The organism is Flavobacterium algoritolerans (genome assembly GCF_030010385.1).
In the GTDB taxonomy this organism is placed as follows: domain Bacteria; phylum Bacteroidota; class Bacteroidia; order Flavobacteriales; family Flavobacteriaceae; genus Flavobacterium; species Flavobacterium algoritolerans.
In genome coordinates this window covers 792,472-808,848 of the sequence record NZ_JASCRZ010000001.1, presented here as the reverse complement: position 1 = coordinate 808,848, position 16,377 = coordinate 792,472, and the positions used below count along the sequence as shown (strand labels likewise).

Here is a 16,377-nt window from a genome sequence, read left to right as displayed (position 1 = left end):
CTAATACTAGAAGAAATCCCTTTTCTATGAGATTTTTTTATGATAGTAACGAGGTGTTTTTGGTGTGGTTTACTAGATGATTTTAATTTTTAACTGGTTTGAGAATAAAAACAACGCTCTTTATCGGATTTATTTGTACTTCATCTTAACATGTCAACATTTGTTAAGAACATATTAACAACACATATAAAAAAAAGGTTAAATGCTTATTTTTAGAATGTTAAATAAGCATTTTTTGTTTAATTAGTTTCCCAAAACTACCATAGTCGCTTAATAATTTGAAGTATGTTTTACTTTGAAGACTTAATGTAATGCCTAACAATTTCAGGAAAAACCATTGATGAATTATTTGTACATTATTATTGACGACGATCAAGAAAGTGTTTTGAAAACTAAAGCCATAGCTGATAGTTTTTCAGAACTCGATTTTGTAGCATCGGCTAATAATTATGAAGAGGGTTTAAATCTAATATTAGAACATACTCCACAAATAATTTTTTTGGAAATCGACCCAGTTAATCCGGCCAGTAATTTGTCGTTGACTCTAATTAATGAGTTATACAGATATTTGAAAGTAATTCCTAAAATTATCATCACTACGGCTAGGAAAGATTTAGCTTTTGATGCTATAAAGTATGAGGTTTTTGATTATTTAATAAAACCATTGGCACGAATAGATGTTGTAAAATCGGTTTTAAAATTAAACAAATCAATTGCCCCTAAAGAATTTTTTTTAGAACAGTCATCAGTTGCTGATAAAGAACCGACAGTTTTAGTTAGACAAGAAATCCAAAATCAAGATCAGCCTCTAATTCTGTGTATCAAATCCTATGGTGATTACAAGTATATTGATGCTAAAGATATTTGCTATTTTCAAGCCGATAATAATTCTACGGATATATATCTAAATAATGGTGAGATGATAACTGCTTTCAAAACATTGAAGCATTTTGAAGGCGTCTTATCGTTTCCTTTTATTAGAATTCATAACAGTTATATAGTCAATCGTAATTATATTTCTAGGATTCATAGTGGGAATTCAGTGTGTTATATTAAGAATAGTGCTGTAAAACTTCCTTTCTCCAAATCATATAAAGTAAATATCGACCTAATTATTTCTGATTTTTCCAATGGAAATTATCTAGAAATTTAAAAAACAGTCATCCACTTTAATTTGATGGTCATTCACTATCAAATGGCTACATTCTACCATAAACGCCTTTTTTTGTAGGAATTTTTGAAGTTGTCTCTGTAATTTTACAAAAGAATCCCATGTAAATGTGGTTCCAAAAGTAAGACAAAATAAAACAACAACATAAAAACCCAAATTATGAAAAAAGCAATCTTAACAATCGGATTATTCTCTTTAGTAATGATATTAACATCTTTTACTACACCTGAAAAAACTAATACAGTTTTAACAAATTCTTTTTCAGTAGATTTAACAGGAGGAGCTAGTGTTGGAGGAAACAAAAAAATTGATTTAACAGGCGGAGCTAGTGTTGGAGGAAATAAAAAAATAGACTTGACAGGCGGAGCTAGTGTTGGAGGAAATAAAAAAATAGATTTAACAGGCGGAGCTAGTGTTGGAGGAAACAAAAAAATTGATTAAATTTTTTAAATTTAATTTAAAAATAATAATAAGGCTATCAAATTTTTGATAGCCTTTTTTTATGTCAATAGTTTTAGTATTTTTGATGAAATTCAAAATTAATTATTGAAAAAGACTTATAACATATATAAAGTATTATTGCTGGTTTTTGTTTTGTTTGGTTGTTCCAAAAAAAATGAAATAGAGAATAATGTAATAACGTCTAAAGACAGTCTTTCATCATATCTAACTTTAGCAAATGACTTTCAATCAACTAGAGAGAAGAGAGAACAGTTTAATCGGAAAGCGTTAAACATTATTAAACTCCAATCAAATGACTCTTTAAATAGAGTTAATTTGTTCAGAGTTGCCAACCGTTATTATAACATGGATAATTGGAAGGATTTTAAAATTACAGTAGATCTAGTTCTAGAAAATTCAGTTAGTAGTAAGGACTCTGTAAACATAGCTAAGGCTTATACTTATTTAGGAGACTATTATTGTACACAAACCATCTCAGAAAGTGCTTTTTTAAATTATTCCAATGCTGAAAAAATTTATGATAAATTAGACGACACTTATAATTTAGCTAAAACGCGTCTAAGTAAAGCTTATCTAAGATATGGTGAAAATGATTTTTCGGGAAGTGAATTAGAAGTGTTTGATGCTTTACGCGTTATAAAAGGTGAAAAAGCTAATGATATTTTATATGAGTCCTATAATTTATTGGGCGTAATATATAATGAAATTGGAGAATATGATAATGCCATTACTTACCATAAAAAAGCCTTGTCTAGTATAGATGATAATGTAATAGCATTACAGTTTCAATCAAAAGCGACTTCTCTGAATAATATGGGGCTAGTTTATCAAAATTTAAATGAACATAAACAAGCTAAAATCTATTTTCAGCAAGGATTAGAGCAACAAAATTTAAGTATTGATAAAGTTTCTTTGTATGCTATGTTGTTGGATAATTTAGCTTATTCTAAAAGTAAATTAAAAGAGACTGATGGTCTTCCTGATATGTTTTACAAGTCCTTAAAAATTAGAGACAGTCTAAAATTAACGACGGGTATTTTTCTGAATAAAATTCATTTATCAGAATATTTTGCTTCCAAAAAAGATACTGTTAAAGCAATAAATTATTCTAAAGAGGCGCTTGAACTTTCTAGAAGAACTAAAAACTTCAGAAATGTTTTAGGAGGTCTTAAACAATTAGCAATTATTGAGCCCAAAAAAGCATCAGTTTATACTAAAGAATATATTCACATCAATGATAGTTTGCAAAAGGTAGAAAGGAATATGGGTGAAAAATTTACCCGCATAGAGTATGAAACAGATCAAATAAAGAGTGAGAACACAAGTTTAACAACTCAAAATAGGAATTTAGTTTTTATTTTCAGTGGATTAGCAATGTTAGGGTTGTTTACTTTTGTGATTAAAACGCAGAAAGCTAAAAATCGAGAGTTACAGTTCAAACAACAACAGCAAAAAGCAAATGAGGAAATCTATAATTTAATGATTTCACAACAGAATACCATTGAAGGGATTAGAATTAAGGAGAAAAAAAGAGTAGCTCGTGAATTACACGATGGCGTTTTAGGAAGGATGTTTGGAGTTCGGATTAACCTAGACAGTCTAAATAAAATTGATGATGGAACTGCTGTTGAAAAAAGAAATAACTACCTAACAGAGCTGAAAAGTATTGAGCAGGATATTCGTGAAATTTCTCATGATCTAAATAGAGAAAAATCAGAATTAATTAATAACTTCGTTGCTATTGTTGACAACCTATTTGAAGACCAGAAAAAGACATTTAAATCAAAATTAGTTTCAATTATTGATTCGGGTATAAAATGGGAATTAGTAAGCAATTCGGTCAAAATTAATTTATATCGAATTCTTCAGGAAGCACTTCAAAACATCAATAAATACGCTACCGCTGATAACATTAAAATTGAACTAAAAAAAGAAGAGGATCATCTAATTTTGATGATGAGTGATGACGGAATAGGCTTTAATGTTAAAACAGCTAAAAAAGGAATAGGCTTGCAGAATATACTTTTTCGAACCAATGAATGTGATGGAGTCGTTGATATAAAATCAAAAAAAGGAGAAGGGACAATTATAACAATTACAGTCCCAATAGAATAAATATAAAAAACTTATATAGAAATGATAATTGACCAATCAACAAAAAACAACAATATATTAATCGTTGATGACCACCCTTTTATTATAGAAGGATACAAAAATGCAATTGCTAGATATAATCCTGATGAATTTGAGTTTTTTATAACTCAAGCTAAAGATTGCGAATCGGCTTATGGCATTATTACAAATCCAGATGCTTTGTTGTTTGATATCGCTTTTTTAGATATTAGTATGCCACCTTATGAAGAAAAAAATATTTATTCTGGAGAAGATTTGGCAAGATTAATATCGGAATTTATGCCAAACTGTAAAATAATTTTGCTTACAATGTATACAGAATTATTAAAAATAAAAACCATTATCAAAACTATAAATCCTAATGGATTGGTCATAAAAAATGATTTAACATTTGATGAATTACTTTTCGCTTTTGATAAAGTTATAAAAAATGAAAAATATTATAGTCAGTCTGTTCTAAAAATGTTATCTCAATCGGAAGAAGATAGTATAGAAATTGATCAATTTGACAAAGAAATTTTATTTCATATTTCAAAGGGAACTAAGCTGAGTGACATTCCTCAATACATTCCAATTTCATTAGGAGCAATTGAGAGGCGAAAAATAAAATTAAAAGAACTATTAAAGATAGAAGAAGGTAGCGATATCGACTTAGTCCGAGAAGCTAAAAGCAAAGGATTACTTTTTTAATTTCTTAAACAAAAAAACGACACTTAATTGGTGTCGTTTTTTGTTTTATTTAAAGAAATTTTATTGTGTCAAAGCATCCCAGCCACGTGCTTTTAAGGCAATTTTTGTATTGGCGCGAGTTACTAAATGAATGCCTTCACTTTCTTGTGTCATGTGACCAATAATAGTGAAATTTGGATTTGCTTTGATTTTTTCAAAGTCTTCCATGGCAATTGTGAAAAGCAATTCGTAATCTTCTCCTCCGTTTATGGCAACGGTCGTGCTATCGATATTAAATTCTTCACAAACATTAATAAATGTTGGATCGATAGGTAATTTGTCTTCGTATAAATTACAACCCACTTTGGACTGCTTACACAAATGCATAATCTCAGATGATAATCCATCAGAAATATCAATCATTGAAGTTGGTTTTATTTCTAAAGCATGTAATAAAGTGCGGACATCTTTGCGTGCCTCGGGCTTCAATTGACGTTCAATTAAATAGGTATACGCGTCTAAATCTGGTTGTGAATTTGGGTTCACCTGAAAAACTTGCTTTTCTCTTTCTAAAACTTGCAATCCCATATAAGCAGCTCCAATATCGCCAGTAACCACTAATAAATCAGTTTGTTTAGCGCCATTTCTATACACGATTTCCTCTTCATCTGCTTCTCCAATGGCAGTTATACTGATGATTAATCCTTTTTGTGATGAGGTAGTGTCGCCACCTATAACATCTACATTATATTCACGCGCTGCATGCGTAATTCCTGCAAATAATTCATCTAATGCTTCCAAAGGAAAACGATTTGATACAGCAACAGAAACCGTGATTTGCGTTGGTTTGGCATTCATCGCGCAAATGTCGGAAACATTTACTACGACTGCTTTATAACCTAAATGTTTTAAGGGCATGTAAGCCAAATCAAAATGTACGCCTTCTATCAATAAATCTGTAGAAACAACTACTTTTTTATCTTTGAAATCCAAAACGGCAGCATCATCTCCAATTCCTTTTAAAGTCGAAGGTTGGTTGATTTCAAAGTTTTTTGTCAAATGGTCTATCAATCCAAATTCTCCTAATTGAGCAATACTTGTTCGTTGTGGGTTTTTATCTTCAATCATTATTTTAATTGTTTTTGAGGTTGCAAATATACGAAGAAATATTCGCCTTGATTTGTACCAATTTTTATGAATTTTATCCGACCTTTAGAGTAGTAAAATTTGTGAAAGATGAAATCATTTGATATAGTTACGCTTACAGTTAATCCTGCTTTAGATAAAAGCACTCATTTTAAAGGATTAGTCCCAGAACAAAAAATAAGATGTGATGAGCCTCGTTATGATGCGGGAGGTGGTGGAGTCAATGTTTCTAAGGCAATCTCCCGTCTAGGAGGGTCATCTTTAGCTGTATTTACTTCAGGTGGACCAATGGGTAAAATGCTTGAGGAATTGGTTAGTAAAGAATCAGTTGAATTTAAAGCAATCGAAGTCCAAACTTGGACGAGAGAAAGTTTTGTTGCGGTAGATGATAATACCAATTCACAATACCGATTTGGATTTACAGGCGGAAAAATTTTAGAAGAAGAAAGCAAAAGAATATTAGAAACCATAGCTAATTTTGATCTAAAATTTCTAGTAGCCAGTGGAAGTTTGAATGAAGGTTTGTCAATAGATTTTTATCAAAAAATTGCTGAAATAGCCAAAAAATCAAATGCTAAGTTAATTGTGGACACCTCTGGTGAATCCTTAAAAAAAGCATTAGAAATTGGTGTTTATATGATCAAACCCAATGTTGGAGAACTTGCAAAATTAATAGGCGTTGAGCGGTTGGAACTGGAAGAAGTAAACGAAGCCGCAAAACAAATCATTGCGAAAGGCGGAGCCGAAATCGTAGTCGTTTCCCTTGGTCCGCAAGGTGCAGTATTGGTTACAAAAGATTCCTATGATTTTGTACCAGCTCCCAACGTTGCCAAAAAAAGCACAGTAGGTGCCGGTGACAGTATGGTTGGTGGGATGGTTTGGGCGCTTTCGCAAAATAAAAGCCTGAAAGAAGTTATTCGTTGGGGAGTCGCTTGCGGTTCAGCAGCAACGATGAATGAAGGAACCCAATTATTTAAATTCGAAGATGGAAAACGATTGTTTGAATGGTTGAAGAATAAATAAAAACAAAAAAACCTGACAATTTTTACATCGTCAGGTTTCATTTATAATTTAAAATAATTTTTAATCATTCAACTTCAAAACAGCCATAAACGCTTCTTGTGGAATTTCAACATTCCCCACTAATCTCATACGTTTTTTACCTTTTTTCTGTTTTTCCAATAATTTACGTTTACGGGAAATATCTCCACCATAACATTTGGCAGTTACATCTTTACGCAACGCTTTTATGGTTTCACGTGAAATTACTTTTACCCCAATTGCAGCTTGAACAGGAATGTCAAATTGCTGGCGCGGAATTAATTCTTTCAGTTTTTCACACATTTTTTTTCCAATAGAATACGCATTGTCGGCATGCATCAAAGATGACAAAGCATCCACAATGGTAGCGTTCAACAAGATATCTACTTTAACCAAATTAGAAGTTCGCATCCCAATTGGCGTATAGTCAAAGGAAGCATATCCTTTAGAAACGGTTTTCAAACGGTCATAAAAATCAAATACAATCTCTGCCAACGGCATATCAAAAGTCAATTCTACGCGTTCTGTAGTCAAATATGTTTGATTGGTAATCAATCCACGTTTTTCGATACACAAACTCATTACATTTCCAACATAATCAGATTTGGTAATGATGGTTGCTTTAATAAAAGGTTCTTCAACATGGTCTAAACGAGATGGCTCCGGTAAGTCCGAAGGGTTATTTACTATAAGTGGTGTTGTCGGATCTTTTTTGGTGTAAGCCAAATACGAAACGTTGGGAACTGTTGTAATAACAGTCATGTTGAACTCTCTCTCTAAACGTTCCTGGATAATTTCCATGTGCAACATTCCCAAGAATCCGCAACGGAAACCAAATCCCAAAGCTGCTGAACTTTCCGGTAAAAACACTAATGACGCATCATTCAACTGCAGTTTTTCCATCGAGTTTCTCAACTCTTCGTAATCTTCGGTATCCACAGGATAAATTCCCGCAAAAACCATTGGTTTAACATCTTCAAAACCAGTGATTATATTTGTTGTTGGCGTTTTTGCATCGGTCAACGTATCACCTACTTTTACTTCTTTCGCTTCTTTAATTCCAGATATCAAGTAGCCAACATCACCTGCCGAAATCACCTGTTTCGGAACCTGGTTTAATTTCAAAGTACCAATTTCGTCTGCAAAATATTCGTTTCCGGTAGCCATGAATTTAATCTTCTGGCCTTTTTTAATCTGTCCATTTTTTACACGGAAAATCACTTCAATACCACGAAACGGATTGTAATGCGAGTCAAAAATTAATGCTTGTAACGGTTCGTCAACATTTCCTGATGGAGGTGGAATTTTTTCGATAATTGCTGCCAATATATTTTCAACACCAAAACCAGTTTTACCTGAAGCGTGAATAATATCTTCTAATTTACATCCAAGTAAATCGATAATATCATCGCTCACTTCCTCAGGATTGGCGCTTGGCAAATCTACTTTATTCAAAACTGGAATAATTTCCAAGTCATTCTCCAAAGCCAAATATAAATTCGAAATCGTTTGTGCCTGGATACTTTGCGCAGCATCTACAATCAAAAGTGCGCCTTCACAAGCTGCAATCGAACGAGAAACCTCATACGAAAAATCCACGTGTCCCGGAGTATCAATCAAATTCAGGATGTATTCTTGTCCTTTATACGTGTATTCCATCTGAATCGCGTGACTCTTAATCGTAATCCCGCGTTCACGCTCCAAGTCCATGTTGTCAAGCAATTGCGCTTTTTCTTCACGAGCAGTTACTGTTTGTGTAGCACCAAGTAATCGGTCAGCAAGCGTACTTTTTCCGTGATCAATATGTGCAATAATGCAAAAATTCCTAATATGTTTCATTTTCCGTTTATATCAAATTTATTTTGGGCGTGACCACAAGGGTCGGGCCATGCGTTTCAAGTCCTCGCAAAGTTCCGCTGTCGCTACACTTTGCTGTGGGCTTTCCGCTGCTATCCCTCACGCAATCGCCAAACAGCGACAATTAATCTGCAAATATAAGCTAAATTAGACAGTTTCAAAGTCCCGAATTCGCAAACTAATCGCTTTAATACTAAGTCTTTCTTCTTTCTTCTTTTATCCTTTCATCTAAAAAACGTAATTTTGCACCAAATTAAATGAAGATGATCAAGATTGGCAACATAATATTACCCGAATTCCCTTTACTTCTCGCACCTATGGAAGATGTGAGCGATCCGCCTTTCCGCAGATTGTGTAAAGCTCATGGTGCTGATTTGATGTATTCGGAATTTATTTCTTCCGAAGGATTAATTCGTGACGCCATCAAAAGCCGAATGAAATTAGACATTTTCGATTACGAAAGGCCCGTAGGAATCCAGATTTTTGGCGGAGACGAAGAAGCAATGGCGATGTCCTCCAAAATTGTTTCCGCAGTAAACCCAGATTTAATAGACATAAACTTTGGTTGCCCTGTCAAAAAAGTGGTTTGCAAAGGTGCTGGTGCCGGAGTTTTAAAAGATGTTAATTTGATGATTCGTTTGACTCAGGCTGTTATCGACAGCACGCATTTGCCGGTAACTGTAAAAACCCGTTTGGGCTGGGATGATAATTCCATTAATATTGATGAGGTAGCTGAGCGTTTACAAGATATTGGCGTTGCCGCTTTGAGCATACATGCTAGAACTCGTGCACAAATGTACAAGGGTCATTCCGACTGGTCGCACATTGCCCGAGTAAAAAATAATCCTAGAATCACGATGCCTATTTTTGGTAACGGAGATATTGATTCTCCAGAAAAAGCATTACACTATAAAAATGAATACGGCATCGACGGAATCATGATTGGTCGTGCCGCAATTGGTTATCCTTGGATTTTTGATGAAATCAAACATTACTTCAAAACTGGCGAGCATTTGCCAAAACCTACTGTTATTGATAGAGTAGAAGCCGTACGAAATCACCTCACTTGGGCAATGGAATGGAAAGGTGAAAGATTAGGAATTGTTGAAACAAGACCACATTACACCAATTATTTCAAAGGAATTCATTCTTTTAAACCTTACAAACAAAAATTAGTAACGCTGGATCGTCCTGAAGAATTATTTGCTGCTTTGAATGAGATTGAAGAAGCGTATGCAGGATATGAAGTTGTTTAAAATAAAAAAGGCCTAACAATTGTTAAGCCTTTTTTGTTATACTTTGATGCGTTTCCACTTTCCTCTTTTGTAGAGAACAATACTTGCCAAAGTAATTGCGGTTTCGGCTATAGGAATCGCTATAAAAACACCTGTTGGTCCCATTTTATAATATTTGGATAATAAATAAGCCAACGGAATTTGGAACAACCAGAATCCAAAAAAATTAATCATTGTTGGAGTCCAGGTATCACCGGCTCCATTGAATGTATTAATTAAAACCATCCCTATTCCGTAAAAAACATATCCCAAACACATTGTCTGTAATGCTTCAACGGCAATCTTTTGAATAATCAGGTCGTTAGTAAAAAATGAAATCAGAGATCGGGAAAAAATCAGTGTAATAACCGTAATAATCGCCATAAAAATTACATTGTATTTTGCGGTGGTAAAAACTGATTTTTCGGCACGTTCAATTTTTTTAGCACCTAAGTTTTGACCTACTAAAGTCGCTGCGGCATTACTTAATCCCCAAGCAGGAAGAATAAAAAACATCATGATGCGCAATGCCGTTTGATATCCAGCTGAACCATGATCTCCACCGGTTGTGGCGACCAATTGAGCCAGAAATATCCAACTGCAGGAAGCAATTACAAATTGTAATACTCCAGGAGCAGCGATTTTTACCAATGCTTTTATTTGTTCCAAATCTGGAATAAAATAAGAAGGTATGATTTTTAATATTCCCCTGCCATTAAATAAATGATACAATTGGTACAAAACACCAATACTTCTTCCGATAGTTGTTGCCATTGCGGCACCCATTAATCCAAAAGCAGGAATAGGTCCAAATCCATTAATTAATATGGGACATAAAATAATGTTGCAAATATTAGCCAACCAAAGACTTTTCATGGCAATGGCAGCATTTCCTGCACCACGGAATATTCCATTAATAAGAAATAAAAGCATGATGCATAAACTTCCGCCGATCATAATTCGAGTGAAGTTTAGCCCATATTCAGCAGCTTCAATAGAGGCTCCCATAAATAACAAAATATCTTTGGCGTAAATAAAACCAAAAATGCTGATTATTGTATTGATAACAAATGCAATAATAATGGCTTGCATTCCTGCTTTTGCAGCAGCAACAGGGTCTTTTTCGCCAATTCTACGAGCAACAACCGCAGTAGCAGCCATACTAATTCCGATAGCAATAGAATAAACAATCGTGATTACTGATTCGGTTAAGCCAACCGCTTGAATAGCATAACTGCTTTGCTCTAAATGACCGACAAAATATAAATCGACTAAAGCAAAAACGGATTCCATAAGCATTTCCAATACCATGGGAATGGCTAGAAGAATTACTCCTTTTTTGATACTTCCAGAGGTATAATCAAAAGATTCATCTCCTTTGATAGCTTGTTTTAATGTTGTAAAAATTCGAGAAAACAAGTTTTTTTCTATTGTTGTTTCTGTCATGATAAATTAGGATTAATAAGATGGACAGTCCAGACGTATTAGCTGGACCTAAAAGTAAATAAAGTGGCCCTAATTATTTTATAAATAAAGAAGGACTAGACAGAAACTATCATAGCGTTGAGATTTTAAGAAAGGTAAATGTAAATATTCTTTTTAATTAAAAAAATTAATCCAACAACTTCTTGCTCACGCGACTACTTGCAATTAAGGAAGCAATAAAGCCTAGTGCAACAATAGTTCCCATGACGATTAGTACGTTTTCGAGAGAAAAAATCACAGGATACGCCAGTGCAGGAGTAATCATGACCAACTGAAAATATTCTTGTAACAACACAATAATAATTCCTAAAACCAAGCCAATAATTCCGCCGAAAACACTCAATAAAGTGCCTTGAAGCAGGAATATTTTTCGTAAATCCTTGATTTCGGTTCCAAGATTAAAAAGGGTTTTTAGGTTTCCTTTTTTGTCTAAAATCATCATAATTAACGCACCAATCAAGTTAAAAAGCGCCACAACAATCACCAAAGTAAAGATTAAATACACGGCTATATTCTCGGTATTCAACATTTTATAAAGCGATTCGTTGAGTTGCGCCCTGTTTTTTACGGTGATTTTATTGTTAAAAATAGTTTGAAGTTTTTCTGTAATTACACTTTCGTCAGCATCGGTTTTTGTCTTGATTTCAATCCCGGAAACCTGATTGGTTTTGTATTCCAATAATTCTTGCGCTAAACCTAAATCGGCAAAAACATATTTGGAATCCAAATCTTCGCTAATGGCATAAATCCCAACAGGAATTAGATCCGTTTTGTTAAAAGCTTCTTCTGGATTTTCGATAGCGCCTTTTCCGGGTTTTGGAACCAAAACTTCTAATTGACGATTAAAATCCAGTAATCCCATGGAGAATTTTTGGGAAATTCCGTAGCCCACAACCACTTGATACGTATTTGGTTTCAACCATTGTCCATTGAAAAGTTTTGTTTCTATGGCATTTACTTTACTGAAATTAGAATCAACACCTTTCAAGTAGGTAACTTCCTGTTTTCCGTCAAAAGTGAATAAAACACGCTCTTCAATAATTTTAGTATACGAAACTAAGCCGTCAATTTTCTTGATTTGGCTTTCTTGATTTGGAGAAATCAAAAAGGATTTTCCCAGAGTGCTGCTTATTTTTAGGTCGGGATCAATCTCATTCGTAAACGAAAGACTAAAAACTTTCAACCCGCTAAAAACAGATAAAACCACAAACAAAGCCATTGCGCCAACAATAATTCCCATGCTGGCAATGCGATTGATAATATTGATAGCATTATTTTTACTATTGCTACGAATGTAGCGTTTGGCTATGTAAAGGGGAAAATTCAAATTTTATTGAAATCTGCGTTTGTCCAAAAGATCTCTGTTTTCTATAGGATTATCTCTATTCGCTAAAGCATTGTCAATTTTTTCAATGTAATCTAAAGAGTCGTCAATAAAGAAAACTAAATTGGGAACTTTTCTTAATTGCAAACGAACACGTTGTGATAAATCATGCTTAATGTTTTTAGCATTCGACTTAACCGCCTCTAAAATCTCTTTTGCTTTTTCCTGAGGAAAAACACTTAAATGCACTGTCGCTACTGATAAATCTGTAGTCACAGTAACCTTGGATACCGAAATGATTAAATTAGCCAATCCGTTTTTTCTCACTTCACCTTGCAGAATGTCAACCAAATCTTTTTGGATAACCCCACCTATTTTTTTCTGTCTATTTGTTTCCATGATGCAAAAATACTACTTTTAAGTTTTATACGAACAATTTTTAAAAACAACCTAAAAATTGTTGTGTTTTTAGAAGCTATTTCCTGCTGTTCACTATATCTTTTTATAAGATGATGAAAAATCACCTTATAAAAAGGATGTCGTTTCCATCAGGGCTAGGGGATTTGAGAAATTAGGACGCTAATTCTAAATCAGAAATCTAAAATCGTTAATCAGAAATCTAAAATCTTAATGCAAAGACCTTCATTCTCCATATACGACGCATCGGCCGGTTCCGGAAAAACCTATGCGCTTGTCAAAGAATACCTAAAAATTATCCTTGTTGCGCCAAAAAATGATGCCTATCGCAACATTCTCGCCATTACGTTTACCAATAAAGCGGTTCACGAAATGAAATCCAGAATTGTAGGCAGTCTTTCTGAATTTGCCAAAGAGGAACCTAGTTCAAAAGCGCAGGATTTAATGCAGGATTTAGCGATAGATACCGAATTGTCTATTATCCAAATCAAAACCAAATCGCAACAAATCATCAAGCACATTATTCATAATTATGCCGCTTTTGATATTTCGACCATTGATAAATTTACACATAAAGTGATTCGTGCTTTTGCGCACGATTTGAATTTACCCATGACTTTTGAAGTCACTTTGGATACCGAAAATTTATTGATAGAAGCCGTCGATGCTATTATTGCTCAAGCTGGAGAAGATGAAACATTAACAAAATTGTTAATTGATTTCACGATGGAAAAAACCGATGATGATAAATCTTGGGATATTTCTCGTGAAATTCTCGAAACCGGTCGGTTAGTTTTAAACGAAAATAACAGAAATGAAATCACGCATTTTCAAGATAAATCCATCACTGAATTTGTCGAAATAAAAAACAAACTTTCCGAAGCCTGCAAAGACTTAGAAAAGCAAACTATTATTTTTGCAGAAGAAGCGCTAACGGTAATTGATAAAAACGGAATTGATGTAAAATCTTTTTCCAGAGGGACTTTTCCAAATCATATTAATAGTATTCAGCAAGGAAAATTCAATCCCAAGAATAAAACTTTTCATGAGTTTGATGATATTGCAATCAATAAAACGGCAAAAGATCGAGCGATTATTGAAAACCTTATTCCTGAATTTTTGCTAATTCTTACTAAAGTTTACACGGCTTTCGAAAAGATAAATTTCTATAAAGCGTTCCTGAAAAACATTACGCCATTATCATTACTAAATACCGTAAGTAATGAATTAGCCAAAATTCAGGAAGAGCAAAATGTACTTTCTATTTCAGAATTTAATGCGATTATCCATCGCGAAATTCAAAATCAGCCAGCTCCTTTTATATACGAACGATTAGGTGAGCGCTACCGTCATTTTTTTATTGATGAATTTCAGGATACGTCCGAAATGCAATGGCAAAACCTGATTCCGCTGATTGATAATGCGCTTTCGGGTCAGGATGATTTTGGAGTAAAAGGAACTTTGATGATTGTTGGCGATCCAAAACAATCTATTTACAGATGGCGTGGCGGGAAAGCAGAGCAATTTATCGAGTTGAGTAAAGACCAAAATCCGTTCAATAACCCAGACAAAAGACTCGAACATTTAGATAAAAATTACCGCTCTTATTCGCAAATAATCGAATTTAACAATGATTTTTTCAAATTGATTTCGAACGAATTCGAACATTTGGATTATAAAGATTTGTATGAAAATCACAGTCATCAAAAAACGAATGATAAAACTGGTGGCTACGTAAATATTTCTTTCATTCCAAAAGTTGAAACTTCGGAAGATGAAGAAACTTTGGATAAAACCGATTTGTATGTTTTAGCGACATTAAATACGATTCAAAAAGTACTACAACAAGGCTTTCAATACAAAGACATTGTGATTCTGACTCGAAAACGAAGCCAGGGAATTGCGATTGCTAATTATTTGACCGAGCAACGGATTCCACTTTTGTCATCGGAAACTTTGATGATTCAAAATGCCACCGAAGTTCGATTAATTATTCATTTATTGAAATATTTGAAAAACAGTTCTGATTTAGAATCCAAAGCAAATTTTCTTCAATATTTAGCGCAAAACAGTCAGGATAAATTACCGATTCACGATTTTATTGCTCAAGGAATGGCGTTGTTTCAGGAAATTGATTTCGAAAATTGGTTGATGAGTTTCGATGTTTCGCTTTCGTTTCAAAACATTAGAAAAAAATCATTGTATGAAGCGGTGGAGACAATAATAGCAAAGTTCCTGAACCCAAAAGTTAGTAATGCCTACGTTCAATATTTCTTGGACATTGTTCTGGAACGAGACATTCGCAACCAAGCAGGGATTTCGGACTTCTTAAATTTCTGGGATAAAAATGCGGAGAAATTTAGTATTCCATCTCCGGAAGGGACTAATGCAGTTCGTATTATGACGATTCATAAATCGAAAGGATTGGAGTTTCCGGTTGTGATTTTTCCTTTTGCAGAGGAAGATTATAGTCTAAAGCCAAAAGATAAATTATGGCTCAACGCGGAGGAACAAGATTTTGGTTTGCCAAAAGTGTTGATTGACAATAGTAAAGCGGTGGAAGGATTTGGAGTCGAAGCTGCGGAGGTTTATAATCAAAAAAAGCAAGAAGAATTATTAGATAACATCAATGTTTTATACGTTGCTTTGACAAGAGCTGAGGAGCAATTATATGTAATTTCGAATATGAATTTATCTAGTAAAGGCGAAATTCCAAAGAATAATATGTGTAGTTTTTTTATTAATTATTTGGATAATAAAGTTGGGTTTGATGAAAATAAATTGGAATATGAATTTGGAAATCCAGCGAAATTATCTTCAGCAAAACAACACATCGACACTTCAAAAATGATTCCTTTGGTTTCTGAAATTCTAAATCCGAAGAATATAAAAATTGCGCAGCGCGAAGCATTAATGTGGGGAACGCATCAGCAGGAAGCTATAGAATATGGGAATGTAATTCATGAAATTTTATCTTTTGTAAAAACTAAAAACGATGTTGATTTGGCAATTACAAAGTCTATTGAAAACGGATTGATAACTTTTGATCAAAAAGAAATAGTTTTTAATACCATTCAAGAAATTGTCAATCACAGTGAATTAGGAATTTGTTTTGCCGAAGGGAATGAAGTTTTGAATGAACAAACTATTATTCAAAAAGAGGGTAAGATCATTAAACCAGACCGAATGGTTTTAACTAAAAACAAAGAAGTTTTGTTATTGGATTATAAAACGGGAACACACAATGTGAAATACAAACAGCAATTGGAAAATTATCAAACGGCAATTGAGTTAATGGGATATAAAGTGATAAAAAAAGCACTTATATATATAGGAAAAGAAATCGATGTAGTAAATTTGTAGCCTGAGATATTTATAAACATAAAACGAATTAATAA

Annotated in this window: 12 protein-coding genes; 7 read left to right on the top strand and 5 right to left on the bottom strand. The window is 33.6% G+C overall.

The window, feature by feature from the left end:
• Positions 1 to 340: 340 nt before the first annotated feature.
• The 4 genes from QLS65_RS03475 to QLS65_RS03460 all read left to right on the top strand — a co-directional run bounded on the left by QLS65_RS03475 (position 341) and on the right by QLS65_RS03460 (position 4,456).
• Entirely contained in the window at positions 341 to 1,153 is an 813-nt protein-coding gene (locus QLS65_RS03475) for a LytR/AlgR family response regulator transcription factor (protein WP_282715234.1), read from the top strand.
• 177 nt (positions 1,154 to 1,330) lie between these two features.
• Positions 1,331 to 1,612: a 3-oxoacyl-ACP reductase gene (locus tag QLS65_RS03470; protein ID WP_282715232.1), complete on the top strand. Its 282-nt coding sequence runs from the start codon at positions 1,331 to 1,333 to the stop codon at positions 1,610 to 1,612.
• A gap of 105 nt (positions 1,613 to 1,717) precedes the next feature.
• The gene (locus tag QLS65_RS03465) at positions 1,718 to 3,748 is read left to right on the top strand and encodes a tetratricopeptide repeat-containing sensor histidine kinase (protein ID WP_282715231.1); all 2,031 of its coding nucleotides are present in this window, start codon (positions 1,718 to 1,720) and stop codon (positions 3,746 to 3,748) included.
• A gap of 21 nt (positions 3,749 to 3,769) precedes the next feature.
• Positions 3,770 to 4,456 (top strand): response regulator, encoded by a 687-nt coding sequence (locus QLS65_RS03460; RefSeq protein ID WP_282715229.1) that lies wholly within the window; start codon positions 3,770 to 3,772, stop codon positions 4,454 to 4,456.
• A gap of 60 nt (positions 4,457 to 4,516) precedes the next feature.
• Here the strand turns inward: QLS65_RS03460 and thiL are convergent, their stop codons facing one another.
• Positions 4,517 to 5,563 (bottom strand): thiamine-phosphate kinase, encoded by a 1,047-nt coding sequence (gene thiL / locus QLS65_RS03455; RefSeq protein ID WP_099714143.1) that lies wholly within the window; start codon positions 5,561 to 5,563, stop codon positions 4,517 to 4,519.
• Positions 5,564 to 5,671: 108 nt separating this feature from the next.
• Between thiL and QLS65_RS03450 the strand changes: the two genes are divergently transcribed.
• Complete coding sequence (locus QLS65_RS03450; RefSeq protein ID WP_282715227.1) at positions 5,672 to 6,604, top strand: 1-phosphofructokinase family hexose kinase; 933 nt, start codon at positions 5,672 to 5,674, stop codon at positions 6,602 to 6,604.
• A 60-nt stretch (positions 6,605 to 6,664) separates the two neighbouring features.
• On the opposite strand, the gene lepA is transcribed toward QLS65_RS03450, so the two are convergent.
• Positions 6,665 to 8,461 carry a translation elongation factor 4 gene (gene lepA, locus QLS65_RS03445; RefSeq protein WP_282711015.1) on the bottom strand — a complete coding sequence of 599 codons (1,797 nt, stop codon included), beginning with the start codon at positions 8,459 to 8,461 and terminating at the stop codon, positions 6,665 to 6,667.
• Between the two features lie 281 nt (positions 8,462 to 8,742).
• Between lepA and dusB the strand changes: the two genes are divergently transcribed.
• The gene (dusB, locus tag QLS65_RS03440; RefSeq protein ID WP_282715225.1) at positions 8,743 to 9,735 is read left to right on the top strand and encodes a tRNA dihydrouridine synthase DusB; all 993 of its coding nucleotides are present in this window, start codon (positions 8,743 to 8,745) and stop codon (positions 9,733 to 9,735) included.
• A gap of 36 nt (positions 9,736 to 9,771) precedes the next feature.
• Here the strand turns inward: dusB and QLS65_RS03435 are convergent, their stop codons facing one another.
• The 3 genes from QLS65_RS03435 to rbfA form a co-directional block, all read right to left on the bottom strand.
• Positions 9,772 to 11,199, bottom strand: a complete 1,428-nt coding sequence (locus tag QLS65_RS03435; RefSeq protein ID WP_282715223.1) for an MATE family efflux transporter — start codon at positions 11,197 to 11,199, stop codon at positions 9,772 to 9,774.
• A 166-nt stretch (positions 11,200 to 11,365) separates the two neighbouring features.
• Positions 11,366 to 12,565, bottom strand: coding sequence for an ABC transporter permease (locus QLS65_RS03430; RefSeq protein WP_282715221.1), 1,200 nt, complete (start codon positions 12,563 to 12,565; stop codon positions 11,366 to 11,368).
• Between the two features lie 3 nt (positions 12,566 to 12,568).
• Positions 12,569 to 12,961 carry a 30S ribosome-binding factor RbfA gene (gene rbfA / locus QLS65_RS03425; RefSeq protein WP_091166278.1) on the bottom strand — a complete coding sequence of 131 codons (393 nt, stop codon included), beginning with the start codon at positions 12,959 to 12,961 and terminating at the stop codon, positions 12,569 to 12,571.
• A 231-nt stretch (positions 12,962 to 13,192) separates the two neighbouring features.
• Between rbfA and QLS65_RS03420 the strand changes: the two genes are divergently transcribed.
• Positions 13,193 to 16,342: a UvrD-helicase domain-containing protein gene (locus tag QLS65_RS03420; RefSeq protein WP_282711003.1), complete on the top strand. Its 3,150-nt coding sequence runs from the start codon at positions 13,193 to 13,195 to the stop codon at positions 16,340 to 16,342.
• The last annotated feature ends 35 nt before the right edge of the window (positions 16,343 to 16,377 follow it).

Coding starts and splice junctions, on each gene's coding strand:
- thiL (WP_099714143.1), bottom strand. CDS start 5,563: ATGATTGAAGATAAAAACCCACAACGAACAAGTATTGCTCAATTAGGA.
- rbfA (WP_091166278.1), bottom strand. CDS start 12,961: ATGGAAACAAATAGACAGAAAAAAATAGGTGGGGTTATCCAAAAAGAT.
- QLS65_RS03470 (WP_282715232.1), top strand. CDS start 1,331: ATGAAAAAAGCAATCTTAACAATCGGATTATTCTCTTTAGTAATGATA.
- QLS65_RS03450 (WP_282715227.1), top strand. CDS start 5,672: ATGAAATCATTTGATATAGTTACGCTTACAGTTAATCCTGCTTTAGAT.
- QLS65_RS03460 (WP_282715229.1), top strand. CDS start 3,770: ATGATAATTGACCAATCAACAAAAAACAACAATATATTAATCGTTGAT.
- QLS65_RS03475 (WP_282715234.1), top strand. CDS start 341: ATGAATTATTTGTACATTATTATTGACGACGATCAAGAAAGTGTTTTG.
- lepA (WP_282711015.1), bottom strand. CDS start 8,461: ATGAAACATATTAGGAATTTTTGCATTATTGCACATATTGATCACGGA.
- dusB (WP_282715225.1), top strand. CDS start 8,743: ATGATCAAGATTGGCAACATAATATTACCCGAATTCCCTTTACTTCTC.
- QLS65_RS03420 (WP_282711003.1), top strand. CDS start 13,193: ATGCAAAGACCTTCATTCTCCATATACGACGCATCGGCCGGTTCCGGA.
- QLS65_RS03435 (WP_282715223.1), bottom strand. CDS start 11,199: ATGACAGAAACAACAATAGAAAAAAACTTGTTTTCTCGAATTTTTACA.